Annotated in this window: 33 protein-coding genes; 31 read left to right on the top strand and 2 right to left on the bottom strand. The window is 36.8% G+C overall.

Features of this window, described 5'->3' with window-relative positions:
• The 22 genes from B5D25_RS09050 to B5D25_RS09155 all read left to right on the top strand — a co-directional run.
• The coding region (locus B5D25_RS09050) for a GyrI-like domain-containing protein (RefSeq protein ID WP_143000666.1) at positions 1-246 on the top strand (246 nt) is incomplete at its 5' end.
• 276 nt (positions 247-522) lie between these two features.
• Positions 523-720: a hypothetical protein gene (locus B5D25_RS09055; protein ID WP_078787649.1), complete on the top strand. Its 198-nt coding sequence runs from the start codon at positions 523-525 to the stop codon at positions 718-720.
• Between the two features lie 193 nt (positions 721-913).
• The gene (locus tag B5D25_RS09060) at positions 914-1,342 is read left to right on the top strand and encodes a hypothetical protein (protein ID WP_078787650.1); all 429 of its coding nucleotides are present in this window, start codon (positions 914-916) and stop codon (positions 1,340-1,342) included.
• A gap of 112 nt (positions 1,343-1,454) precedes the next feature.
• Positions 1,455-1,814 carry a hypothetical protein gene (locus B5D25_RS09065; RefSeq protein WP_143000665.1) on the top strand — a complete coding sequence of 120 codons (360 nt, stop codon included), beginning with the start codon at positions 1,455-1,457 and terminating at the stop codon, positions 1,812-1,814.
• Between the two features lie 56 nt (positions 1,815-1,870).
• Positions 1,871-2,677 carry an NAD(P)-binding domain-containing protein gene (locus tag B5D25_RS09070; protein WP_078787652.1) on the top strand — a complete coding sequence of 269 codons (807 nt, stop codon included), beginning with the start codon at positions 1,871-1,873 and terminating at the stop codon, positions 2,675-2,677.
• 101 nt (positions 2,678-2,778) lie between these two features.
• Positions 2,779-3,390 carry a hypothetical protein gene (locus B5D25_RS09075; RefSeq protein WP_078787653.1) on the top strand — a complete coding sequence of 204 codons (612 nt, stop codon included), beginning with the start codon at positions 2,779-2,781 and terminating at the stop codon, positions 3,388-3,390.
• A gap of 20 nt (positions 3,391-3,410) precedes the next feature.
• A complete protein-coding gene (locus B5D25_RS09080; protein WP_078787654.1) occupies positions 3,411-3,824 on the top strand; it encodes a GNAT family N-acetyltransferase in 414 nt (137 codons plus the stop codon).
• A gap of 133 nt (positions 3,825-3,957) precedes the next feature.
• Positions 3,958-4,455, top strand: coding sequence for a DUF6985 domain-containing protein (locus tag B5D25_RS09085; protein WP_078787655.1), 498 nt, complete (start codon positions 3,958-3,960; stop codon positions 4,453-4,455).
• Positions 4,456-4,485: 30 nt separating this feature from the next.
• On the top strand, positions 4,486-4,998 hold the full coding sequence (locus tag B5D25_RS09090) for a DUF3916 domain-containing protein (RefSeq protein WP_078787656.1): 513 nt from the start codon (positions 4,486-4,488) through the stop codon (positions 4,996-4,998).
• 61 nt (positions 4,999-5,059) lie between these two features.
• Positions 5,060-5,542, top strand: a complete 483-nt coding sequence (locus tag B5D25_RS09095; RefSeq protein ID WP_078787657.1) for a GNAT family N-acetyltransferase — start codon at positions 5,060-5,062, stop codon at positions 5,540-5,542.
• Between the two features lie 230 nt (positions 5,543-5,772).
• Positions 5,773-6,762, top strand: coding sequence for a hypothetical protein (locus B5D25_RS09100; RefSeq protein WP_078787658.1), 990 nt, complete (start codon positions 5,773-5,775; stop codon positions 6,760-6,762).
• A gap of 425 nt (positions 6,763-7,187) precedes the next feature.
• On the top strand, positions 7,188-7,430 hold the full coding sequence (locus B5D25_RS09105) for a hypothetical protein (protein WP_078787659.1): 243 nt from the start codon (positions 7,188-7,190) through the stop codon (positions 7,428-7,430).
• 173 nt (positions 7,431-7,603) lie between these two features.
• Complete coding sequence (locus tag B5D25_RS09110) at positions 7,604-8,242, top strand: hypothetical protein (protein ID WP_078787660.1); 639 nt, start codon at positions 7,604-7,606, stop codon at positions 8,240-8,242.
• A gap of 263 nt (positions 8,243-8,505) precedes the next feature.
• Positions 8,506-9,024 (top strand): GNAT family N-acetyltransferase, encoded by a 519-nt coding sequence (locus B5D25_RS09115; protein ID WP_078787661.1) that lies wholly within the window; start codon positions 8,506-8,508, stop codon positions 9,022-9,024.
• An 87-nt stretch (positions 9,025-9,111) separates the two neighbouring features.
• Positions 9,112-9,294 (top strand): DUF7660 family protein, encoded by a 183-nt coding sequence (locus B5D25_RS09120; RefSeq protein ID WP_143000664.1) that lies wholly within the window; start codon positions 9,112-9,114, stop codon positions 9,292-9,294.
• A gap of 151 nt (positions 9,295-9,445) precedes the next feature.
• Complete coding sequence (locus B5D25_RS09125; RefSeq protein ID WP_078787663.1) at positions 9,446-10,255, top strand: NAD(P)-binding domain-containing protein; 810 nt, start codon at positions 9,446-9,448, stop codon at positions 10,253-10,255.
• Between the two features lie 69 nt (positions 10,256-10,324).
• Complete coding sequence (locus B5D25_RS09130; protein ID WP_078787664.1) at positions 10,325-11,122, top strand: class I SAM-dependent methyltransferase; 798 nt, start codon at positions 10,325-10,327, stop codon at positions 11,120-11,122.
• Between the two features lie 32 nt (positions 11,123-11,154).
• A complete protein-coding gene (locus B5D25_RS09135; protein ID WP_078787665.1) occupies positions 11,155-11,793 on the top strand; it encodes a GNAT family N-acetyltransferase in 639 nt (212 codons plus the stop codon).
• Between the two features lie 366 nt (positions 11,794-12,159).
• Positions 12,160-12,645 carry a pyridoxamine 5'-phosphate oxidase family protein gene (locus B5D25_RS09140; RefSeq protein WP_078787666.1) on the top strand — a complete coding sequence of 162 codons (486 nt, stop codon included), beginning with the start codon at positions 12,160-12,162 and terminating at the stop codon, positions 12,643-12,645.
• A gap of 209 nt (positions 12,646-12,854) precedes the next feature.
• Positions 12,855-13,100, top strand: a complete 246-nt coding sequence (locus tag B5D25_RS09145; protein ID WP_159444136.1) for a GNAT family N-acetyltransferase — start codon at positions 12,855-12,857, stop codon at positions 13,098-13,100.
• Between the two features lie 34 nt (positions 13,101-13,134).
• The gene (locus B5D25_RS09150; protein WP_078787668.1) at positions 13,135-13,449 is read left to right on the top strand and encodes a TfoX/Sxy family protein; all 315 of its coding nucleotides are present in this window, start codon (positions 13,135-13,137) and stop codon (positions 13,447-13,449) included.
• A 56-nt stretch (positions 13,450-13,505) separates the two neighbouring features.
• Positions 13,506-14,444, top strand: coding sequence for an alpha/beta hydrolase (locus tag B5D25_RS09155; RefSeq protein WP_078787669.1), 939 nt, complete (start codon positions 13,506-13,508; stop codon positions 14,442-14,444).
• A 90-nt stretch (positions 14,445-14,534) separates the two neighbouring features.
• Here B5D25_RS09155 and B5D25_RS09160 read toward each other — a convergent pair whose 3' ends face one another.
• Both B5D25_RS09160 and B5D25_RS09165 read right to left on the bottom strand, forming a co-directional pair.
• Positions 14,535-15,440 (bottom strand): hypothetical protein, encoded by a 906-nt coding sequence (locus B5D25_RS09160; RefSeq protein ID WP_078787670.1) that lies wholly within the window; start codon positions 15,438-15,440, stop codon positions 14,535-14,537.
• Positions 15,421-15,888, bottom strand: coding sequence for a MarR family winged helix-turn-helix transcriptional regulator (locus B5D25_RS09165; RefSeq protein ID WP_078787671.1), 468 nt, complete (start codon positions 15,886-15,888; stop codon positions 15,421-15,423). Before B5D25_RS09165 ends, B5D25_RS09160 begins: the two co-directional genes overlap by 20 nt.
• 184 nt (positions 15,889-16,072) lie before the next feature.
• Between B5D25_RS09165 and B5D25_RS09170 the strand changes: the two genes are divergently transcribed.
• The 9 genes from B5D25_RS09170 to B5D25_RS09205 all read left to right on the top strand — a co-directional run bounded on the left by B5D25_RS09170 (position 16,073) and on the right by B5D25_RS09205 (position 22,138).
• Positions 16,073-16,489 (top strand): VOC family protein, encoded by a 417-nt coding sequence (locus B5D25_RS09170; protein WP_078787672.1) that lies wholly within the window; start codon positions 16,073-16,075, stop codon positions 16,487-16,489.
• Between the two features lie 6 nt (positions 16,490-16,495).
• The gene (locus tag B5D25_RS09175; RefSeq protein ID WP_078787673.1) at positions 16,496-17,158 is read left to right on the top strand and encodes a GyrI-like domain-containing protein; all 663 of its coding nucleotides are present in this window, start codon (positions 16,496-16,498) and stop codon (positions 17,156-17,158) included.
• A 285-nt stretch (positions 17,159-17,443) separates the two neighbouring features.
• Positions 17,444-18,205 (top strand): nucleoside phosphorylase, encoded by a 762-nt coding sequence (locus tag B5D25_RS09180; protein ID WP_078787674.1) that lies wholly within the window; start codon positions 17,444-17,446, stop codon positions 18,203-18,205.
• Between the two features lie 85 nt (positions 18,206-18,290).
• On the top strand, positions 18,291-18,596 hold the full coding sequence (locus B5D25_RS13015; RefSeq protein ID WP_200803238.1) for a transglutaminase-like domain-containing protein: 306 nt from the start codon (positions 18,291-18,293) through the stop codon (positions 18,594-18,596).
• A 333-nt stretch (positions 18,597-18,929) separates the two neighbouring features.
• Complete coding sequence (locus B5D25_RS13020) at positions 18,930-19,340, top strand: DJ-1/PfpI family protein (protein WP_242870230.1); 411 nt, start codon at positions 18,930-18,932, stop codon at positions 19,338-19,340.
• Positions 19,341-19,356: 16 nt separating this feature from the next.
• Positions 19,357-20,136 carry a PhzF family phenazine biosynthesis protein gene (locus B5D25_RS09190; RefSeq protein WP_078787675.1) on the top strand — a complete coding sequence of 260 codons (780 nt, stop codon included), beginning with the start codon at positions 19,357-19,359 and terminating at the stop codon, positions 20,134-20,136.
• Between the two features lie 18 nt (positions 20,137-20,154).
• Positions 20,155-20,964 carry an MBL fold metallo-hydrolase gene (locus B5D25_RS09195; protein WP_078787676.1) on the top strand — a complete coding sequence of 270 codons (810 nt, stop codon included), beginning with the start codon at positions 20,155-20,157 and terminating at the stop codon, positions 20,962-20,964.
• 104 nt (positions 20,965-21,068) lie between these two features.
• The gene (locus B5D25_RS09200) at positions 21,069-21,530 is read left to right on the top strand and encodes a GNAT family N-acetyltransferase (protein WP_078787677.1); all 462 of its coding nucleotides are present in this window, start codon (positions 21,069-21,071) and stop codon (positions 21,528-21,530) included.
• On the top strand, positions 21,527-22,138 hold the full coding sequence (locus B5D25_RS09205) for a DJ-1/PfpI family protein (RefSeq protein WP_078787678.1): 612 nt from the start codon (positions 21,527-21,529) through the stop codon (positions 22,136-22,138). Before B5D25_RS09200 ends, B5D25_RS09205 begins: the two co-directional genes overlap by 4 nt.
• Positions 22,139-22,224 lie beyond the last annotated feature (86 nt).

Below are 22,224 nucleotides of genomic sequence, written 5' to 3' on the forward strand. Positions count from 1 at the left end.
TTTGATCAGGAAGACCTGGAAAAGAAGGGCTTCCGAATCTGGGATGTCAATCCGGGTACATATGTGGTATTTGATTGTGTGGGTGAGGATGGCGACTGCATTGCTAAGACTTGGACGATGTTCTATAAGGAGTTTTTACCTCAAATGGGATACGAAGCGTCAGAAGAGACAGACTATGAACTTTACTTCGATGGTACTCGACCTGACGTGTTCTGTGAGTTATGGATTCCAATCAAAAAGAAGTAAGTGGTTAATGGAAGAACATCAGGAAGGCAGTGAGCTGACTAATAGCGATAAAGGACTTAAAAATATGAAGATAACTTAATGATTTCTATACAGCGATAAGGCGTCTATGAGTAGAAATACTTGTAGGCGCTTTTCTTCTATTTAGAGTAAGAGGGTATGATATATTGAAAATGTAGAAGTTTTTGAACTAGCTAATTGATAATCTAAATATTTAACATATGTGATGTTTTTTGTTGGTTAAGTGGTGAAGGAGATATTGGTGAAGTATGGCTTGTATTGTTTCCTTTAGAGGAACTCGAGGAAATTAACTATGACTATGAGATAGATAAGTATCTTCTTGGACATATTATTATTGGATCTGATGGCAGTGGTGAATTATATGGAGTAGATGAAAATGGTCGATTCTTTAATGTTCCTGTTATGATTGAAGCAGAGTATGTTACATATTTTGGAACGAATAGGGCTAAGATATAACTTGGTAAGAAAAACAGAAAGTTACTAGTGTAACAATAAAGGGAACTGTTGGTAAAAATAAATACCATTAACGACAACAATAATACAATTTACAACAGATTATAACCTCTGATAATTTTTCTGATGTATTATGCATACATAAGATAAATGAAACGCAAACGAATCGCAAAATAATAAATCGGAGGATATGAAAATGAAGAATACAAATAAGGAAATCGTAGTCACAGGTAAGATGGTAGTAAAGGCAGCTATGATAGTAGCGCTTATAGCAACAGTAGTTATTATGGGATTTGGTATCTATCATGCTGATAGTCGTTTAATTGGAGAAGCATCATTATTTGCATGTGTTCAGTGCGGATATTGGTCAGCGCAGGAGCTTAAAAAGAAAAGTGATGAGAAAACTGCAAAGAAAGTTATCAAAATGGAAGTTGTTAAAGGAATGATAGCGGGATTTGCTGTAGGAGTCATCTGGGAACTTATGATCATCACACCGCTTATGAGCAATTGGACTCTTAGAAGCATAATCGTTGCATTATCAGTTTCAGGGTTTGGATGTAGTATAGCGGGTGCAGTATTTGCGATAGGAAAAAATAAGAAAAATGATAATCTATGTTATAATTAATTTGTTTTCCGAAACTGATGTGTTTTTATCGGAATGGCTTGTAAAAGTTTATTCCAGTAAATCAGATAGTTAATTACTAAGAAACGATATATATACTGGAGGGGTATGCTTATTGAAATCTAAACGTGAACCTAAAATGAGCTTCTGGATGACTCTGTATGGGAAGAATATTGATCTATCTGGAATCGAGGAATTGCTCCATATACAACTCGATAATAACAGCATCCGTGTACCGGATAATTTGCCGGAGAATTCGGATGGACCTGTATTCTATGAAGAAATAGAATGGCTTTTGAATCTGGCAGAAGAAAATGAGAAAGAACTTATCAGACTGGGAGTTGATTTCTCAGATTCGCAGATTTGGATGATCTACTATTACGATAAACAATGCAACATGGAGTATGATCCTGATCTGATGGGGCGCATGGGAAAACTGGGGTTGAAACTTTGTGTTTCCTGTCAGGAGATTTAACCGGAAGTAAATGGATGAATTTATACTAGATTAATTAAATAAGTGAGGATAAGGGCATGAAGATTGGAATAATAGGCTATGGCAGTATGGGAAAAATGCTGCTTTGGAAGTTTTCGGAATCTGGATTATACGGTAAAGACAGCTTGTTGGTTGCTAACCGGACAGTAGATAAACTTGAGGAAGTAAGAGATATTGCTGTTATATGCAGAAACGCGGAAGCTGCAAGTGAGGCTGATATAGTCTTTGTCTGTGTGCGTCCGAGTGATATGAAAGCAGTATTAGCTGAAATTGAACCAAGTATCAATAAGGATGCTTTGCTTGTGACTTTGAACGGCAGCATTACATTTGAGATGATCCAAAAAGTTATAAATCATAGAACAGCTAAAGTAATACCGAGTGTGACGGCAGAAATCAATAAATCACAGACAATAGTGTGCTATAACGATCTGGTGAATCAGTCGGATAAAGATAACCTTACCTCATTGCTTGAGATTATTGGAAATGTAATTGAATTGCCGGAAAATGAAGTTGGAATGGGATCGGAACTGGTAAGCTGTATGCCGGGATTCATAGCATCTATGTTTGATGTGGTATGTACTGCCGCTAAGAGTCATACTGATATCCCACAGGATAAAATAGTGAAAATGGTTCTGAATACTATGATTGCGACAGGAAACCTTATGCTCGAGAAGGATATGTCATATGAAGAAGTGGTTTCGAGAGTTGCAACTAAAGGCGGAATTACAGAAGAAGGAACCAAGGTGATATATAGAGAGTTCCCAGAGACAATGGAGGAACTGTTTAATAACACATTAGAGAAAAGAAGATTGACAGCTGAAAAAGCTAAAGAGTCATTTGAATAGATTTGAAAAGATGACAAAACTTCGCAAAATAATCATATACAAATGGACCGATGGAAATGACGAAGATTTTCAAAGGTTTTATCTCAAAACAGGAGAGTATTATGCAAACAATCCAGCAAAGATATGAAGAGATTAGGAATGAGCAGGAATTAACTGAAAAAATAGATAAGCTGATAGTTGATTGTTATCACTATAAAATCTTTAAGGAAAAAGCTTCCGCTAGATATAAGAAAGAGTTTAAGGATGATTTTGAACGGGACTATCCGGTATATGTTAGTGATATTACAAAGAAGCTTGCTAGTAGACTTCGTGGCAGGATTAGCTTCTATAAAGAGGAAGAGGCATACCAGGCGAAGGCCAGACAGCAGAGAGCTAAAAGGGGATATGCAGACACTGATGTCTGGAATATGAATGACTGGTTTATGGATACTATTTCTCCAATGCTTAAGCAGTTCAGGAAAAAGCATAATGGAGTCCCTTCAACCTTTTTACCATCTATGATGTGTTCAGATGAAGAGCGGGAGGTTGCCAATGCAAAATGGGAACAGATATTGGATAGAATGATTTTCCTGACCGCTATCCGACTGCTCAGGAAATCAATGATAAGTATTTTGAATATGAAAGAAAGATATTTGAATATAGAGATCAGTGTAAAAAAGAATTCTTTGAATTATTTTCAGAGTATTTCTGGCAACTATGGGATTGATATTTAAAAGGAAATGTGAATTACAAAATGATAATAAAACGTGTTAGTGAAATAGATGATCAAATAGGAGAATTTATCAATAAAGAGTTCGCTGAATATGGCGTGCAAAGTGGTGTGGAACTTAATTTCGAGGAATTTCATTTTGTGGCTGAAGATGAAGATGGCAAGGTTATAGGAGTTATTACCGGTCATGCGTACTATAATGAAGTTCATATCGGTGATTTAATTATAGATAAAAATATTAGAAGAAATGGTTTGGGAAGACAGCTTGTGGAAGCTGTAGAAAATGCATATAAAGACAAGGAATATGAAAAGATAACGCTTACAACATTTGGATTTCAGGCGCCTGAATTCTATAAGAAGCTTGGGTATGAAGTAGAATTTGTTCGTGAAGATAAAAATCCAAAACTAAGCAAATATTTCTTTGCCAAAAGTATATGATAAGATAAAAGAATAATTATGGCGATAAACACCAAGGGAAAACGAAAGTTTGTTTTTATAAGATTGCTGTTTTTTGTGATGGACTTCTGTAATCAGTCTTAACAATGAAAACATATATTCGGAGGAAATTAAAATGACAGATAAAACATTTGGTGAAATCGAATACGATGAACAGTACGGGTATATCGGACATACGACTCTTGTATTTGGAGGAGGCGAGCAGTCTGTGGAAGTGGTGATTGGCTGCGACGATGATGAAGATATATCTCAGTTCCAGCGTGATGCATTTGAAGCGTTATTGAAAGGCTGGGATGAAGTGCAGCATAAGATAGCAGCTGCAATACTTGAGTATTACAATGAAGAAGAAAAGGGAGCGTATGGCCCTGAGGACGAGAGCGAATTTGAATCGTGGTGGCCGGATATTGACACTGAAGAAGAACTGGTAAAGAAGATACATCTTGATTCGATAGTCATTGAGTCAGAGTATGTTATGGAATCACATGGTGAAAATCCGGTATATATTTTGTTCAATCGTGACTGGGGCGGAGAGGATACGGAAGATAACGGTGTTGCTGTGCTGATTGAAGATGGAGAAGTGACTGAAGTTGGTTATAAAGATATTGCTTTCTGATTATCATCAGTATGATAAAGGTTAACGTCTATGTATTATGGAAAATCAAGGGGACAAAAGCGAAAATTAAAAAGATTATTGAAGAATATTGCTCAGATAGAACCATATCAAGCTATTGAAGAAACAAATGAATGGGGATATGAGCATTTTCATGTTCCTTGTTCTGTATGGCTGGATATGCCTAAAACTTCATCGAAGATAAAATCATTGTTTTGTAAAACCTGGATAAGAAAGACGGAAGAAATACTTAAGGCAAAACCTAAAGATTTGCAATTCTGCAAGGTTGTTTGTTGCTTGTGCATTCCTAATGTATGGGAATCACAGATTATTATTTTTTATTCGCAGAAGTATTATGAAACTTTTTGGAATAGGCATGGTGATTATCAGGATTGGTCAAGGATTCCTGATGGTCATTCGCTTTTGAAGGAAAGGAATATCGAAACGGGATTAAAAGAATTTGGTTTCAAAGAGACGCTTACGGATGAGGATTATACAGTTGTTTCACATATATGGTTTTATGGTGAAGTAAAAGAAGATATTTAGAATATATCTTCGTAAGATATTCCGGAAGTTATCTAAATAGTTGTTAAAGGCAGTAAGAAAAATGATTAGAGAAGTCACAAGGGACGATATACCCGTATGTGTAGATATTATAAGAAAGAGCTTCAAAACTGTAGCTGAAGAATTTGGATTTACGATAGATAACGCTCCAGGATTCACGGCATTTGCAACTACAGAAGAGCGTTTGTATTGGCAAATGGATAATGAGCCACGTCTGATGTTTGTATATGAACAAAATGGTGTTATATGTGGATACTACTCTTTGCTGATGCAGGATAATAATGAATGTGAACTCAATAATCTTGCAGTCCTTCCTGAATATAGGCATAGTGGATTTGGTAAGAGATTATTAGAGCATGCATATGAAACTGCAGGAAATCAAGGATGCAAACTCATAAACATAGGAATAGTTGAAGAAAATATACGGCTTAGGAAATGGTATGAACAGAACGGAGCCGTACATACCGGAACTAAAAAATTTGATTTCTTTCCGTTTACGTGCGGATATATGGTAAAAGAATTATAAGGTGCTATCGGATGATTCAATGGTAGGTTATCCCGGAATAGAATTGAATAGAATAATCGTAGTAAAAGTCCTGATTCATAAATGAAATATGAATCAGGACTTTTATTGTATGGAGCGTTCAAGGATTACATTTTATGCTATAATGATTCTGGCGCAATAAGAGAATAAGATGCGCACAGTAAATTTTGTTTAATAACAAGGTGATTACAAGAGGAGTTCTGACCGTAGATATGGGAACTAAGAAAAAGATTATATTAATAATTCTGTTTCCGATAGCTTTGATGATTTTTGCCATGAGTAATGGCTTTTTTCTGGATGTTCTGTTGGAAGCGATTATCAGAAAATCTGTTTTAGCGGACCTGGGTATATATGGCTCAATAACTGTGATTTCAGGTATTGTCGAGGTTGCTATAATGCATGCGCTACTAAAAGGTTATGATAAGGTTGTGGAGAAAAAGAAAACTTTGAAATGGTATTTTGATAAGCAGCTGATTCCAATGTTCGTGGTGGGAATCACAAGTGCACTGGTTCTTATAACAAAGCGAAACGATGATAATGAAGGACTATATCGTGTCATAGGTGCTGCTATGTTCCCGCTGATGGGCATCACTGCTACACCCAATGTAGTACGTTATGCATTACGGGAAATGAAGAATTGGAAAGATGCATTTTACAAAACAGGGAATCTTCACAAATCTAAAGATTCTAAGGATTTTTACAGAGTAAGAAAACCACTGCCGTGTGAAGGAAGAATGTGCTTTACAGTAGTGAGAACCCAACTCATGATTTTAGTGGGAGTGATACTAATTATGCTCCTGATAGTTTATGCGTATATATCTTCCATAAGTGTTCCTGATTCTGTACCTGCCGGTGATATAGCGCAGGCAGTAATATTTGTAAGGCGCAGAAGAGGCCAGGGACCGCTGTTTTTTATGATGATATTCGTAGTCACATTTGCTATATCCATCATTGCATATTGCATAACCTACATGGCAAAGAAACTGAGAGTAATATTACGTCATGAATATATAGCATATCACGTGATTGTAAAGAAGGTTGAAGACTCCACCGTAACCGTTGATCGGGACGGCAAAGTGTTTCATTACAAGGATTGTTCATGTATTGGTATACAGGCTAAGAAGATAAATAATACCGGGGCAACTCTTGTATTTATTCCGGATGATGTGCTGCTCGTACCGGATGAGGTAGTAAAAAAATGAGATTTAGCAAATTTCTAAAAATATTATCAATTGCATTTTTCATATTGGGATGTGTATTTTTGGTGCTTAATAATTTATATACAGCAATAAAGCGTCATGAGTAGAAGTACTTATAGGCGTATTTTTTATTTTAGATAAACCTTTGTACGAAAAGTCCAAAAGTTGGATGAATTACCATTTACGACATCCTCTATTCTATTCACAACAGATTTGAAATTAGTATCCTCGGCTTGTTGTATTATTTAATCATCGAAGCGACCGATTGCGAAGTAATCGGTGGTCCGAGTGAAACGAGGATTCGTTCTGCAAGGCAGAACCAAGACTTCCGTAGGAAGGCTTGCATATCGCTGAAAGCGATATGGCACAAGATAAAACAAAGCGAACAAATCGCAGAAATAAATAATAAATCGATGGAGGATACAACAATGACAAATACAGTTATGAATAAAAATAAGAAGGAAACAAAGGTTACAGAGACAAAGGTATGTGCAATTCTGCATTCTATTACAACAGTTCTTTGGCTATTCAATGCAGGAATGATACTTGCAGGTTCAATTTCTTCAGGTGATAAACTTGGATGGAACTTCTGGTCAGATATAGCAATAGCAGTAGTTTTTGGATGCTGTGCAGTAGAATATTTTCTTAAATGGAAAAAAGAGAAAAGGTAGAAACAACAAATAAAAAGTCTTTTTTATCTATTCAGGGTAAGGGGGTTATGATATATTGAAATTGCAATATATAATAATATTATGGATTTTATCTTTGAACGTTCTGAATATGATGTAGTTGTAAAATCATGTTATGAAAAACATAGATGCAATTTTTTTTGTGGAGGGTAATAATGTCTTTATCAGAATGTATTACAATATTAGAAGAATTATATGAGAAAGATATTAAGATAAAAGAAGGTTGTGAGGATGAATCCAAGCGTTTTCAGGTTCCTGATAAATTGAGAGATTTCTATTCTTTGTTTCAGTCTCTAAAGATGCCTTTTGGAAGAATATATCCAATTCACGAGGGACTTGAAATGTCTCAGGATGAACCATTTAAGTCTGAAGGTTGGTTTTGTTTTGGTCAGGATGATTACTTTTCATTTTGGCTGTGTAAAAATACTCCAGATTCTGAGGGAATGTCATTCACTGCATGGGATCACGAAATGGAGGAGGAAATCGGTAATCCTGCTTTCGGGAGTATTGAAGAATTTCTTCTCTTTCTCTCTGATGAATATATGGATAGTGAATCAGCTACTATGTGTAAAGTGTATGTTTCAGGCTATTGTCGGGAAGCTATGAAAGAAATGATGGAGGTAAAGAAGGCGTTTCACAGTCCAGTCTCTATGCTTGACTTAAAAGATAAAGCAACCAAAGGAACATGTATGATAAAAGAAGGATTTCATTATTATCAGGCAAGGAAAATTATTAGAAAATTAAATCTAAAATATCTCAAAGTAACATTAAAGAAAACAAAAGAATGGTATTAGAGTTATCAGGAAGAAAGCTCAATACCGGAATGCTAATCGGTAGCAAGGGCTCAGCATTATATAGAACAGCATAAATGTAAATAAAAGATTTCAGTGGTTGTGAGTAATCCCTAAAATATGACACATGCAAACAAATTTTAATCCTAAGGAATATGTTGAGATTACTGAATGGAGATGCAACTTGTTGTCATCATGAGCATGAAGTTCATGGGAAACATGGCTGCGGTCATGGTGGATGTCATTAATGAGAGGAACGAAAAGATATGACAAATGATTTTATATTAAGAGAGGCACATTTAGAAGACGCTGTAAGATTGGTGGAGATATACTCATATTATGTACTAAATACTGCAGTTTCATTTGAATATACAGTACCAACAATTGAAGAATTTGAAGATAGAATAAGCAAAATTGTTGAAAAATATCCTTATCTGGTATGTGAAGTAAACAATAAAGTTGTTGGCTATGCATATGCGAGTGCATACAGTGTTCGAGATGCATATGCTTGGACTGCCACGACTTCAATATATCTAGATAAGGATTATAGAAGACAAGGGATAGGTACTGCTTTTTATGTAAATTTGGAAAACAGACTCCGTGAGCAAGGGATAGTGAACATGTTAGCTGGTGCGGCATATTGTGAAAAGGAAGATGAGTATTTGTCTCATGACAGCTTCAAATTCCATTCAAAGATGGGATTTACTAAGGTTGCGCACATGGAATCTATCGGAAAAAAGTTTGATAGATGGTATGATCTTTTATGGATGCAAAAGAAGCTTTAATTTCAGGATAATGTGTTAAAGAAAGTATAGGAAAAAACCATGTCGGTGTATGAATTGTTGAAACAGGTTAAAGATAGAGACTCTTTTTTGATTTTTCTTGAAAGTCTGGCTAAAGATTATGACGAAAATCATGATGAGTGGGTAAATTGGACGATATCAGACTATCTTGAAAGAATTTCTGCGTGGATAAAAGACAGCGATGAAAACTTTGAAACTATTGACTTCAAAAAGATGGCTGAAATATTTTATGTAGGGAAGATTTACGAGTAAATATAAGTAAAATGGATGAAGAACGAAAGAAAAGAGCTATTAGTTTATATGAGAAAAATGGATTTGAGATAGTAGGTAAAGCGTAATATTCCGGAATTATTAATCATGGATAGTGTTACGAAAAGTAGAAATATTGAAGAGGAATTATGATATGAATATTGGGATAATTGGATATGGTAGCATGGGAAAAATGCTACTTCAGAAAATCAGTGAAACTGGTAAAGTAAATCATGATAAGTTATTTGTATCAAACAGGACTTTATCGAAAATTGAAGCAGCTCCAGATAAATATGTGATCAGTGAATCAAATACTTCTCTTGCAATGTCTTCAGATATTATATTTATATGTACTCGTCCTGCTGATTTGCTGCCAGTATTAGAGGAAATATCAAGTGTTGTAAAAGATGATACGCTTATTATATCCCTTAATGGAAGTATAACATTTGAATCTCTTGAGAAGATCAGCAACCGAAAATATGTAAAGGTTATTCCGAGCGTAACTGCTGAAATAAATAAATCTCAAACGTTGGTTACTTATAACAGATTTGTGAGTGAGGATGATAAAAGATTATTAAGAGATATTCTTTCATGTATCGGTAACGTCATTGAATTACCTGAAAATGAGATGGGAATGGGGTCAGAGCTTGTAAGTTGTATGCCGGGATTTATAGCATCTATTTTCGATGTGATTTGTCAATCGGCAATAAAACATACGTCGATTCCGCAGGAGCAAGTAATTAAGATGGTTCTTGACACTTTGAGTTCAACCGGGGAACTCATGCTTCGTAAAGATATGAGTTTTGAAGATGTGGTAAAACGAGTAGCAACCAAAGGTGGTATTACTGAAGTGGGCTCAAGAGTGATATATGATGGCTTTCCAGACATTGCAGATGAGATGTTTGGAAAAACTCTTGCTAAGAGAAGAGAAACTGCAGCTATAGTTAAAACATACTGTGATTGAAGTTTAAAATGGCAAACTATAGATAAATTAATTTCAGTTTTAATACCGAAAGAAGAAAGAGAAATTTTTATGGAAAAGTATATTGAAGGAAATAAAGCGGCTTGGGAAGAAGCTTTTGATAAAAGGGATGCCTCATGGGGCGCCGATATAACGGAACGTGTACAGAAAGAAGACTATCCGTTTTTTGAAAAGGAAATGGCGGATGTTTTGAAAAACATGGATACGAAAGGAAAGACGATCGGTCAGTTTTGTTGTAACAACGGTCGAGAACTGCTTTCTTTGGTAAAAAGCGGAAATGCCTCAAAGGGTGTTGGATTTGACATTGCTGAAAACCAAGTGGCTTTTGCAAATGAAAAAGCAAAAGAATTGAACTTGCCTTGTATATTTGAAGCTGTGAATGTTTATGATATTGATGATCGTTTCAGAGAACAGTTTGATATTGTGATCATCACTATCGGAGCACTATGCTGGTTTGAAAATCTGAATCGCTTTTTTGAAATCGTGGCAAAATGCATGAAACCCGGAGCAGTGATCGTGCTTAATGAACAGCATCCCTGCACGAATATGCTAGCTACGGAAGGCGATGCTGAGTTTGATCCTGAGCATAAGATGGAATGTCATTTTTCTTACTTTGAACATGAATGGACCGGGAATAGCGGCATGTATTATATGACGCTGAAGAACTATCATTCTAAGACTTTTACCGATTTTACTCATTCATTGTCAGAAATAATATCCGGAATGTGTAATAACGGAATTGTCATCACCGGGCTAAAGGAGTTTGATCATGATATCAGCGGTGGGTTTTCCTCAATAGATCATAGGGGGTATCCACTGTCAATGATCCTACAGGGAAATAAACAATAAATTTCAGTTTGTCTTACGAGGAGAAATAGAAAATGGAATATGAAATAAAGAGTTTGACTCCTGATTTGGCGGAGGATTATTTTGATTTCTTTGATAATAGGGCATTTTCAGACGGATCGCCATTCTATCCGTGTTATTGCAATGCATTCAATCTGAGTAAAGAAAGAATGAAAAAGGAATTGTATCAGAGGGCGGAGGATTATGGCAACGGACTGGAAGGCTGGATAAGAGCACTTAGGGAATCAGCTGAAAGAATGGTGCAGGCAGGCGAAATCAAGGGATATTTGGCATATGATAACGGAATAGCAATCGGTTGGTGTAATACGAATGACAGGCTGAGCTACTTTAGAACCGGTGAATTTGATCTTCATACCTTGCCTGAAGATCAGGAATACTCACATAGCATTGTTCCTGGCGAAGTCAAAGCAATAGTATGTTTTGAAATATCTCCGGAATACCGCGGTAAGGGAATTGCAACGCAGTTTTTACACAGAATCTGTGATGATGCAAAGACCGAAGGATACAAATATGTTGAAGCATATCCTGTAAAGGATGGAGAGAATATAGAAATGGCTTTTACCGGACCGTTACGATTATATTTAAAGGCCGGCTTTGAAATTATTGAACAGTCCGGTAATACATATACGATGAGAAAAAAACTGATTCTGTAACTTGGAATAATCTTTAAGCGTGAAGAGTGGGATAGAAACGATTTCTTGCAGATATGCTTATATTGTGACACTGATCCCGATATCAACTGCAATTAAATCGAAAGGAATAGCATATGGCCGGGGATAAGATGTATCAGGCGATGAAGAAAGATCGTGAAGAAACCTTACCAAAGCTAATAAATTATAAATGATTTTTTACGACCGCTATGAGAATTAGTTCATGGCGGTTTTTCCATTCGCGGCAGCTTTATTATTTAATTATGGAGGATTTGTGGAGTTATATGGTATAGTAAAACAATAGTAGCTTGTAAATGTTTATTCCAGTTTTATAGACGATGACAGATCGGGGTTTATGGAGGAAAAACAATGCGACGCAATGATAGAGAGGTTACAAAGTTCTCAGACATAATTGCAATAATTGAGAAATGTGATGTGTGCAGACTTGCTTTGAATGATGAGGATTATCCATATATACTGCCACTTAACTTTGGAATCAATATTACAGAGGATAATAATTTAGAACTATATTTCCATGGAGCATCAGAGGGAACAAAACTCAAACTAATTGCAAAAGATAATCGGGCAAGTTTTGAAATGGATTGTGAACATACTTTGGTATCGGAAATTGAACGTGGAAGCTGCACAATGGAATATCAAAGTGTGATTGGGCATGGACATATCGAGATGATACCTGATGAAGAAAAGTATAATGCCTTGTGTATTTTAATGAAGCATTATCACATGGAGCATTTTCCATTCAATAAGGCTGTCATGCCTCGAACAACAGTTTACAAACTTGTTGTAGAACATATGACTGGGAAAATAAGGCTAAAAAGAAACGATAAGCATTAAATTCAAATTTGTCTGGATGAAGGCATAGTGTATGAATTCACAGGTGAGAATTAATCAGGAAAATCGGAAAAGAACTGAGAAAAAATATATACAGGTTAGATAATTATGGAATTGGTAAAATACAATGGAAATCTTAAAAGTGAACTGTTTCGCTTTACCACTGAGAGTTTTGCTGAATTAGGAAAAATGATTCATTCTTCGATTCCGGATTGAAAGATGTTTATATACTGATAAATGGAAATGATATTATCGGAAGTGTCGCGCTGAAAGGTGAAGAAATAGATGATCTTATCGTGAATTCTAAGTATCAGGGAAGGGGATATGGAAGGCAGATTCTTTTATGGGCACTGGAAAATATAAACAGTAAGCGGATAATACTGCGTGTGGCCGCATGGAATAAAAGAGCTATTAGTTTATATGAGAAAAATGGATTTGAGATAGTAGGTAAAGCGTAATATTCAAGCAAAATAAAATAAGGGGAATGTAAAAATGGCATCGAGCAAAGATTATTTGGATTTCATATTAGAACAGCTTTCAGAGCTGAATGATATAACTTACAGGGCGATGATGGGAGAATACATCATCTATTATCGTGGGAAAGTTGTCGGTGGCATTTATGATGACCGCTTTCTTGTGAAGCCTGTAAAGTCTGCTGTGAGAATGATGCCGGAAGCCAGTCTAGAACTGCCATACGAGGGAGCGAAGGAGATGCTCCTTGTCGATAATGTTGAGAACAAAGAGTTTCTTCGCAATCTGTTAGAAGTGATGTATGAAGAACTACCTGCGCCTAAGAAAAAGAAGTGAGTTATTGTAGGAAAAATCGGAATATATTATGCTGAAAGGGTTAAGAAACTGATTATATGAAATATCCAATAGACAAAGAACTAAAGAGCATATCAATATATAGCGGGTCAGTGGTAGGCAGGTTATACCCGTTGATCAATATGGGGTATAGGCTGAGAAAATGTAGATCAGACAAATGTATATCTGTGAGAAGAGTATCTACTCCGGGATATGACGGCGAGAAAATTAATACGTTAATAATTGAACCCAAGGAATGTGGTAGGGATTTGCCTTGCATTGTTTTCTTTCATGGTGGTGGGTTTCTGATGAGCGCATCTGATGCTCATTATAGGGTGGCAAAACGTTATTGCAACGAAATAAACTGTAAGGTGATCATGCCGGATTATAGATTACTGCCCAAGTATCAGTATCCTGTTGCCATAGAGGATTGCTATAACACATATCTTTGGGTTTTGGAAAATTCAGAAAGCCTTGGGATAAACAAAGATGGAATCATATTTGTAGGGGATAGTGCAGGCGGAAACATTGCTGCAGCTGTGACAGTGATGCTTAAGGACAGAAATCAGCTAATTCCCCAGGGTAATATGCTTATTTATCCTGTCCTGGATAAAAGAATGATCACTGAATCAATGATGAAGTATACAGATACTCCTATATGGGATTCAAAGTGCAATAAACGGTTTTGGGATATGTACTTGAAAGGAATTGATTCGTCTCATGCAAGGTATTCATCGATATCCGAGATTGACCATCTGGATTTCTTTCCAAAAACATATGTGGAAGTGGCTGAATTTGACTGCCTTCACGATGAAGGAATCGCCTTTGCCAGGACTCTCATTTCTGAGGGAGTAGAAACTGAGTATTATAGCGTCCATGGAACGTGCCACGGATTTGAAGCGGCAACAGGAAGTTCGATTTTTAATGAGTGTATGAAGAGGCGTATTGAGTGGATGCAGAATGTATATAAGGTAAAAGTTAGCACCAATGGAGGGTGAAGTGTATGAGGAGTATAGAAAAGTATAAGAAATATATTTCATAATAACGTTCTATTAAGGGAAAGAAATATGATATACAGGCTTCCCGAATTAAGCGATAAAGTCATCTTCACATTTCTTACCGATCGTTGTGCGTTTGGGAATGTTGTAAAAAGCATCTGAAATCTTTCTGTAAACAAGTACACATATTATGATCATAAATACGTAAGCTATGCCATACGCAATAGTCAGCATGAATGGTGTTCCGAAGAATGCCATTATGAGTACATTTGGCAGCCAGACGAAAAGTGATATTTCCAGTGCAAAGATTATGGATGCAGATATTGAGGCCTTCTTTGGAAGACAACAGCGATTCCATAATGGAAGCAGAACACCGGCCATAAACATGAATATGGTAAATACTATATAGAACAAGGTTTCACGTTCAGTGGATACACCCAGAATACTGCAAAGTCTCCAGGAACTGTTAACAGCACCGGCTGCTATATCTGTCAGGAAGTTAAGTGCGGCAAAAAGCACTCCATATATGATTGAGCATATTATAAATCTTGTATTTGTAATATGCTCGATCTCATCAGGATTTTTCACATCATAATTCTTCATAAGAAGTCCGAGAACGAGGCCCTTCAGAGAATAGGAGATGACATCAACAACGAGGATTCCCATGGAGAGGGACTCTTCGATTATCTTTCCGTCACCACCCAGCATAGCCAGAATATTGGGAATATAACTGCTGATGAGAATCAGCATTATATAGGCGAAGCCGCGAAGAACCGTATTCTTTATCGGAAGTTTATATCCAATTACCAGATAGCCGAGTCCCACCACAAGCTCTGCGCAGATTCCGTATATAATAAATGGAACTGTGACAAAAGCAGGTGCCCCTTCTTTACCTTCTATAACAGCTTCCACAAATATGCGGAGTGGAGTAGTTAAAAGAATAGTTATAAGTACAAAGAGAAGCAGGCGAAATACTCTATTCACGGTTAGTGTCATTACTTAATTCCTCCTTCATAACATAAAGTTTATTCAGCAGTTTCTGCTGAACTTTTGCAAATGTCTTTATATCTCTTTCGGATATGTCGGCATAGAGTTCAGAAACAAATCTCATATTTTTATCCAGGTTTTCGGCACCCCATCTACGGCCCTTATCTGTAATAACGATTATCATGTTTCTTTTGTCAGCATCGGATTTTTCGAGAGTTACATATCCTTTTTCAACAAGCTTATCTACAAGCTGCTTTGTGCTCTGTCGTGTGATGCCGCATTTCTCAGCAAGCTGATTAAGATTAGGCGCTTCTTCACATCTTCCAAGTATCATAAGAGGAAGCCACTGTCTTGAAGTGATATCCTCCATTCCCATATCCATAACGCTCTGAAGAGTATTGGCGAGTCTGGAAATTTCAACGAGAGAAGTAAATACAGGTGTATTATATTTATCCATGGTATATCCTCCTGATCAGAATATGCAGTATACTGCACAAATATGTTTGGACGTAGTATATATGCAGTATACTGCATTTGTCAAGGTGAAAAATAAAATAATATAATATAATATAATAAACATGACATACAGTTGTCGGGATTGGGGTGCTAAGATTATATAAAAAAGAAAGGGGTAAAATATAATGCGATTAGATGGATTTGGACTGCTTGTTGAAAATATGGGTGAGATGATCCGGTTTTACAGAGATGTACTTGGTTTTGAGATAAAGGAAGAAGAGGATTCATCAAATGTATATCTTGTTAAAGACGGGACTTTATTTCTTCTATATGGCCGAAAAGACTTTGAGGATATGACGAGCCGTAAATATGAATATATTAAAGGACTGAATGGACATTTTGAGATTGCTCTCTATGTTGATACTTTTGAGGAAGTGGATGAGGCATTTAAAAAAGCAGTACAAAATGGTGCAGAACCGGTACTGGAACCAGAACTTGAGCCATGGGGACAGAGAACATGTTATATTGCTGATCCTGAAGGAAACCTTATTGAGATCGGTTCATGGAATAAACCATTCGAAGAGAAGGATGCGGAGAGGTAGATTGAAATGGCATTTGATTTTAAAAAAGAGTATAAAGAATTTTATATGCCTAAAGCGAGGCCTGAGATTGTTACAGTTCCTAAGATGAACTATATAGCAGTTCGCGGAAGCGGTGATCCGAATGAAGAGGATGGCGATTATAAGAAGGCAATCGGGCTTCTGTATGGAATCGCCTTCACTATCAAGATGAGCAAGAAGGGTGACCATCGGATTGAAGGTTATTTTGATTATGTGGTTCCGCCACTGGAGGGATTCTGGTGGCAGGGTGATAATTCAGCAGAGCCGAATCCTGATGTATTGACAGGTGTGATCGACTATTCGCACAAAGAGGATTTCCATTGGATATCAGTGATAAGACTTCCTGATTTTGTAACTGAGGAAGACTTTAAATGGGCTGTAGATGAAGCAATCACAAAGAAGAAGATGGATTTTTCCAAGGTTGAGTTTCTTACCATTGAGGAAGGCCTGTCAGTTCAGTGCATGCATATAGGTTCCTATGATGATGAACCGGCTACTGTTGCGATGATGCATGAGTTTATAGAGCAGAAAGGCTATGTACTGGATATAACAGAAGACAGACTACATCATGAAATATATCTAAGTGATGCAAGGAAGGTTGCACCGGAGAAGTTAAAGACTGTAATCAGGCATCCGATAAAAGAAAAATAGATTAAGTGTTGACAGATAAGGATATGCAGAGTATCCTAAACACATTATAATTCATAAACAAGTTAACGATATTAAAGGGAGTTTATTCATGCGTAAGTTCAATCTCGCAAATGCATACGCCGTACTAAGACCATCAAACGTCAGACTAATGAATGGTCTTAATTTTGTATGTGAGTTTCCGGGATTTAAAGCGTGAGTGGATTGTCAGAATATTATAGTATTAGCTATTATAGACCACCTATCGTCTCGGATAGGTGGTCTTTTTTCATAAGGAGGAATGTAAGTATGAGTATTATTAATTCTTTTGATAACAAGTCTAAGGCATTGATAGATCCGGGACAGATTTTTAAGAACCCGAAGATGATATCAGATATATGTATAGTTACATTTTCTCAGCATGTCAGAGATATGGTTTTAGAAAAATATAAGTATGAGTCGGTCGGTTACTCAAGCACGGCGAACGGTAATATAGATATATATCTTTTAAAATTGGATGATATAAGTGTTTTGTTTTATATGAGCCCGATTGGTGCACCATCTGCAGCTGCTGTAATGCATGAAGTCCATTATATAGGGGGCGCAAGTAAATTTATTATATACGGTTCCAGTGGAATCTTAGATTCAGAAAGTTGTAAGGGTAATTTGATCGTCCCAACAGCATCATATCGAGATGAAGGTTTGTCATATCATTACATGGAAGCATCTGATTATGTTGATATAAAGAATGCTGATAAACTTGCCAAAATCTTTGATAAGCTAAAATATCCATATGTGATGGGGAAGAACTGGACAACCGATGCAATATATATGGAGACGGTTGATAAGGCAGAGGCCAGACGTCAGGATGGTTGTATTACGGTTGAGATGGAGGTGTCCGGTCTACAAGCTATGTGTAACTACTACGGCTATGAGTTATATCCATTTTTCTTTGGCGCAGATCTTCTTGAAGGAGACTCATGGGATATGGCATCTCTGGGAAATGAAAAAGAATATAATATACAAAAAAAGACATTTGAAGTGGCAGTAGGCATTGCAGAGAACTTATAGAAACTGAAGAGGAGGACAGATTATATGAAGATTTCCGGTATTGATAATGGAAAATCTTTTGATTTTGGAAATACATCAAAAGATTATGCTAAATATAGAGATATATATCCAATCTTCAGAAAATGAGACTGATTATATAAGGAAAGCGTATGAGTATGTAAGGGATAACATATCACACTCTGCAGATGCCGGTGAAGATGAAGTGACCTGCAGTGCTGGGGAAGTATTTGAAGCGGGACATGGTATATGTTTTGCTAAGTCACATCTTTTGGCGGCGCTTCTTCGTGCAAAGTCAATTCCTGCAGGCTTCTGTTATCAAAAACTTATACTTGATGATGAAATTGCTCCGGTGCTTATCTACCATGGTTTGAATGGAGTATATATCAAATAATATGATAAATGGATAAGACTTGATGCCAGAGGAAATAAGCCAGGAGTTAATGCTCAGTTTGTTGTAGATTTAGAGCAGCTGGCATTTCCTATTCGTCCTGAAAAAGGTGAGGAAGATGGTTTTGTGATCTATCCAGATCCGGATAAAGAAATAGTAAAGGGCATTAAAAGAAAATACATCTAGAACAAAGTTATGGGAGGAGCTGCCAATGAAATTAGAATACAATGAGGAAGAGTTTGAGATAACTGATTATAATCTTGATGTTGAAGTTGTTACGGGTGGATACACGGAGAGGGTAATTCAGCATTTAATGTTCCTATAAAAGTAGATGTGGTGCTGGATAGCATTAACGTTGATGATTATGATGCACTGGCGATTCCGGGTTGTTTCGAAGAATATGGATTCTATGAAGAAGCATATGATGAAAAATTACTGGAACTTATTAGGGGGTTTAACAGATGTGGTAAGTATATAGCATCGATATGTGTCGGAGCTCTTCCAATCGGAGCCAGTGGGGTTCTTACAGGAAGACGCGGCACAACTTATCATTTCAGGAACGGACATCGTCAGGATCAGTTAGCTGAGTTTGGGGTGAATGTACAGCGTGATGAGAGAATCGTAATAGATGAAAATGTAATGACCAGCTTCTGTCCGGAGACTGCACCGGATGTGGCTTTCCAGTTACTAAGATGGATGGTTGGTGATGACAACACTGAAGTGATAAAGTATGCGATGGGATATTAAGATTGGAGGAACACAAATGAAACAGTACATAGTTGACGCGTTTACTGATACGTTATTTCATGGAAATCAGGCTGCAGTATGCGTGATGAATGAATGGATATCTGATGAATTAATGCAGAATATTGCAAAGGAAAATAACTTTTCTGAAACAGCGTTTACAGTAAAAGAAGGCGATAATTATCACCTGCGTTGGTTTACTCCGGGAGGAGAGATAGACTTCTGTGGACATGCAACACTGGGTGCATCATTTGTACTTTTTAATTTCTATGAAAAAGAAAAAAATGAGATTTCCTTTGTGACACAAGTAGGAAAACTGATTGTTACAAGAGAAAAAGATGAGTATGTTATGGATATGCCGGCATATAATTGTCAACCTGTACCTGTGACAAATGAGATGGAAGATGCACTCGGAGTAAAACCAATAGAAGCATATCTCGACAGAGATTTATTAATGGTACTTGAGACAGAAGACCAGGTAAAAAATCTTTCGCCTGATATTGAAAAGATGAAACTTCTTGAGGGGCTTACTATTGCAGTGACATCACCTGGTCGAGAATATGATTCTGTATCCCGCGTTTTTGTGCCTAAGCTAGCTATTTCAGAGGATCCTGTTACAGGAAGTAGTCATTGCATGATTGCTCCTTATTGGAGCGAAAAGCTTGGAAAGAAAGAACTGAACTGTTATCAAGCATCAGAACGAGGTGGAGAATTAAAAATAAAGGTTTTAGGTGAGAGGGTAAAAATAGCAGGAAAGGCCGTTTTGTTTTCTGTTAGTGAGCTATATATAAGGAATTGATCTAGCGAGGAATCGGATATGAAGATACACCAGATAAAAATAGATTTTAATGTGACGGAGCAGATCACACGCTTTGTGTATGTTTATATAATTGAAGCAGAATCACTTTATCTCATAGATTCAGGAGTGTTTGGATGTGAAAAACAGATTAAGGATTACGTGGACTCCATCGGAAGAGATATATCAGAGATAAAGGGTATTTTCCTTACACATGCACATCCGGATCATATTGGTTCTGCAGCATGGTTTCAAGAGAATACAGGCTGCAAGATATATGCCAGTGAAGGTGAAAAAAGATGGATTGAGGACATTGATCTTGAGTTTAAGGAAAGACCTATTCCTAACTTCTATAAGCTGGCAGGTAGATCATCAAAGGTTGATGTCGTAGTTAAAGATGGAGATGTGATTGAACTAGAGGATGGAATTAAGGTTCGGGTTATAAGAACTGCCGGACATTCATGTGATGAGGTTTCCTATCTAATTGATGATAATATGTTTATTGGAGATTCGGTTCCTGTTAAGGGAGATATTCCGATATTTATAGATGAGCAGGAAATGAAAAAAACACTGGATATACTTGAAGTGATTGAAGGAGTAGAAACCTATTATCCAGCATGGGATCATATATATAGTAAGGCTGAGATGCAGCAGAAAATCACTGAGGCAAAGGAACTGATAAAAATGCTAAAAAAGACAGTTACAGAACTGGATGATGGAGGAGCTATAGAAGGATTGGTAGATAAGGTCTGTGATAAGTTAGGAATGCCAATGCTTAAGATGAATCCGCTGTTTAGTAAGTCAATCGATTGTTTAAGAGGAGCAAAGTAGAAGATATTATATTATTATCTCATGGTACGAGGTACGAAATGTTGCTTGGAATCAAAGTGTTTGTCCGTGGAATGAAGCAGATAATATTTTTTTAGGAGATAAATATGGATACACGTATTTTTATGGCAAAAGAAAATGATTTTGAGACGGTAAAGGATATAACACAGACTACAATAAAACTGGTGTATCCTAAATACTATCCAGAAGGAGCAGTGCGGTTTTTTTGCAATCATCACGCTGATGATAGAATATTGAATGATATAGCAGCTGGGAAGGTGTATCTTCTTGAAGCGGATGATGTTTGTGTAGGAACTGTTACCATCTCCAATAATGAGATCTGCCGTTTGTTTGTACTTCCTGAGTATCAGCATAAGGGTTACGGCAGATTATTAATGGATTATGCAGAGAAAATGATTAGTAAAACAAACAAAACTGTAGTTCTTGATGCATCATTTCCAGCAAAAAAGATTTATATAAAGCGTGGATATGAACCGACAGAGTATAATATGATTGAAACTGAAAACGGGGATTACCTGTGCTTTGACGTTATGGAGAAAAGTATATGAAAGTGTTGTTGTTTTGCTGTAAGGGATTTGAAACTATGGAGTTCGCACCATTTGTTGATGTTATGGGATGGGCGAGAAATGATTATGGTATGTCGGTCGAAGTTGTTACAGCCGGCTTCTCTAAGACTGTAGTATCAGCATTCGGAATACCTGTTTTGGTTGATAAAATCTATGATGAAATAGATGTATCCGAATATGACGCACTCGCAATTCCCGGTGGATTTGAAGAATTTGGGTTCTATGAGGATGCTTATGATAAACGGTTTTTAAATCTTATACGAGAATTCAATTATTCTCATAAATATATAGCTTCTGTCTGTGTTGGGGCGCTTCCGGTTGGTGCAAGTGGAATACTTAAGGGAAGAAAAGCCACAACATATCATCTTGGAGATGGAAAAAGGCAGAAGCAACTTGCAGAGTTTGGAGCAGAAGTGATACCTGATCAGAGTGTTGTGATAGATATAAACGTGATAACAAGTTTTTGCCCCCAAACAGCGCCTCATGTTGCAATTGCCTTGTTAGGCATGCTTATGGGTGATGAAAAAGCTCGGGTAGTTGCGACGGCAATGGGATATGAATATCAGTTTCAGGGTTTGAATGTAGTATAGCGGGTGCAGTATTTGCGAAATGTGCATCTTATGTACTGTATATGGCATCTTGCGTAATGAGCTATTGAACATTCCCGATTTCCTTG

This window comes from Eubacterium ruminantium, from assembly GCF_900167085.1.
Classification (GTDB): Bacteria; Bacillota; Clostridia; order Lachnospirales; family Lachnospiraceae; genus Eubacterium_Q; species Eubacterium_Q ruminantium.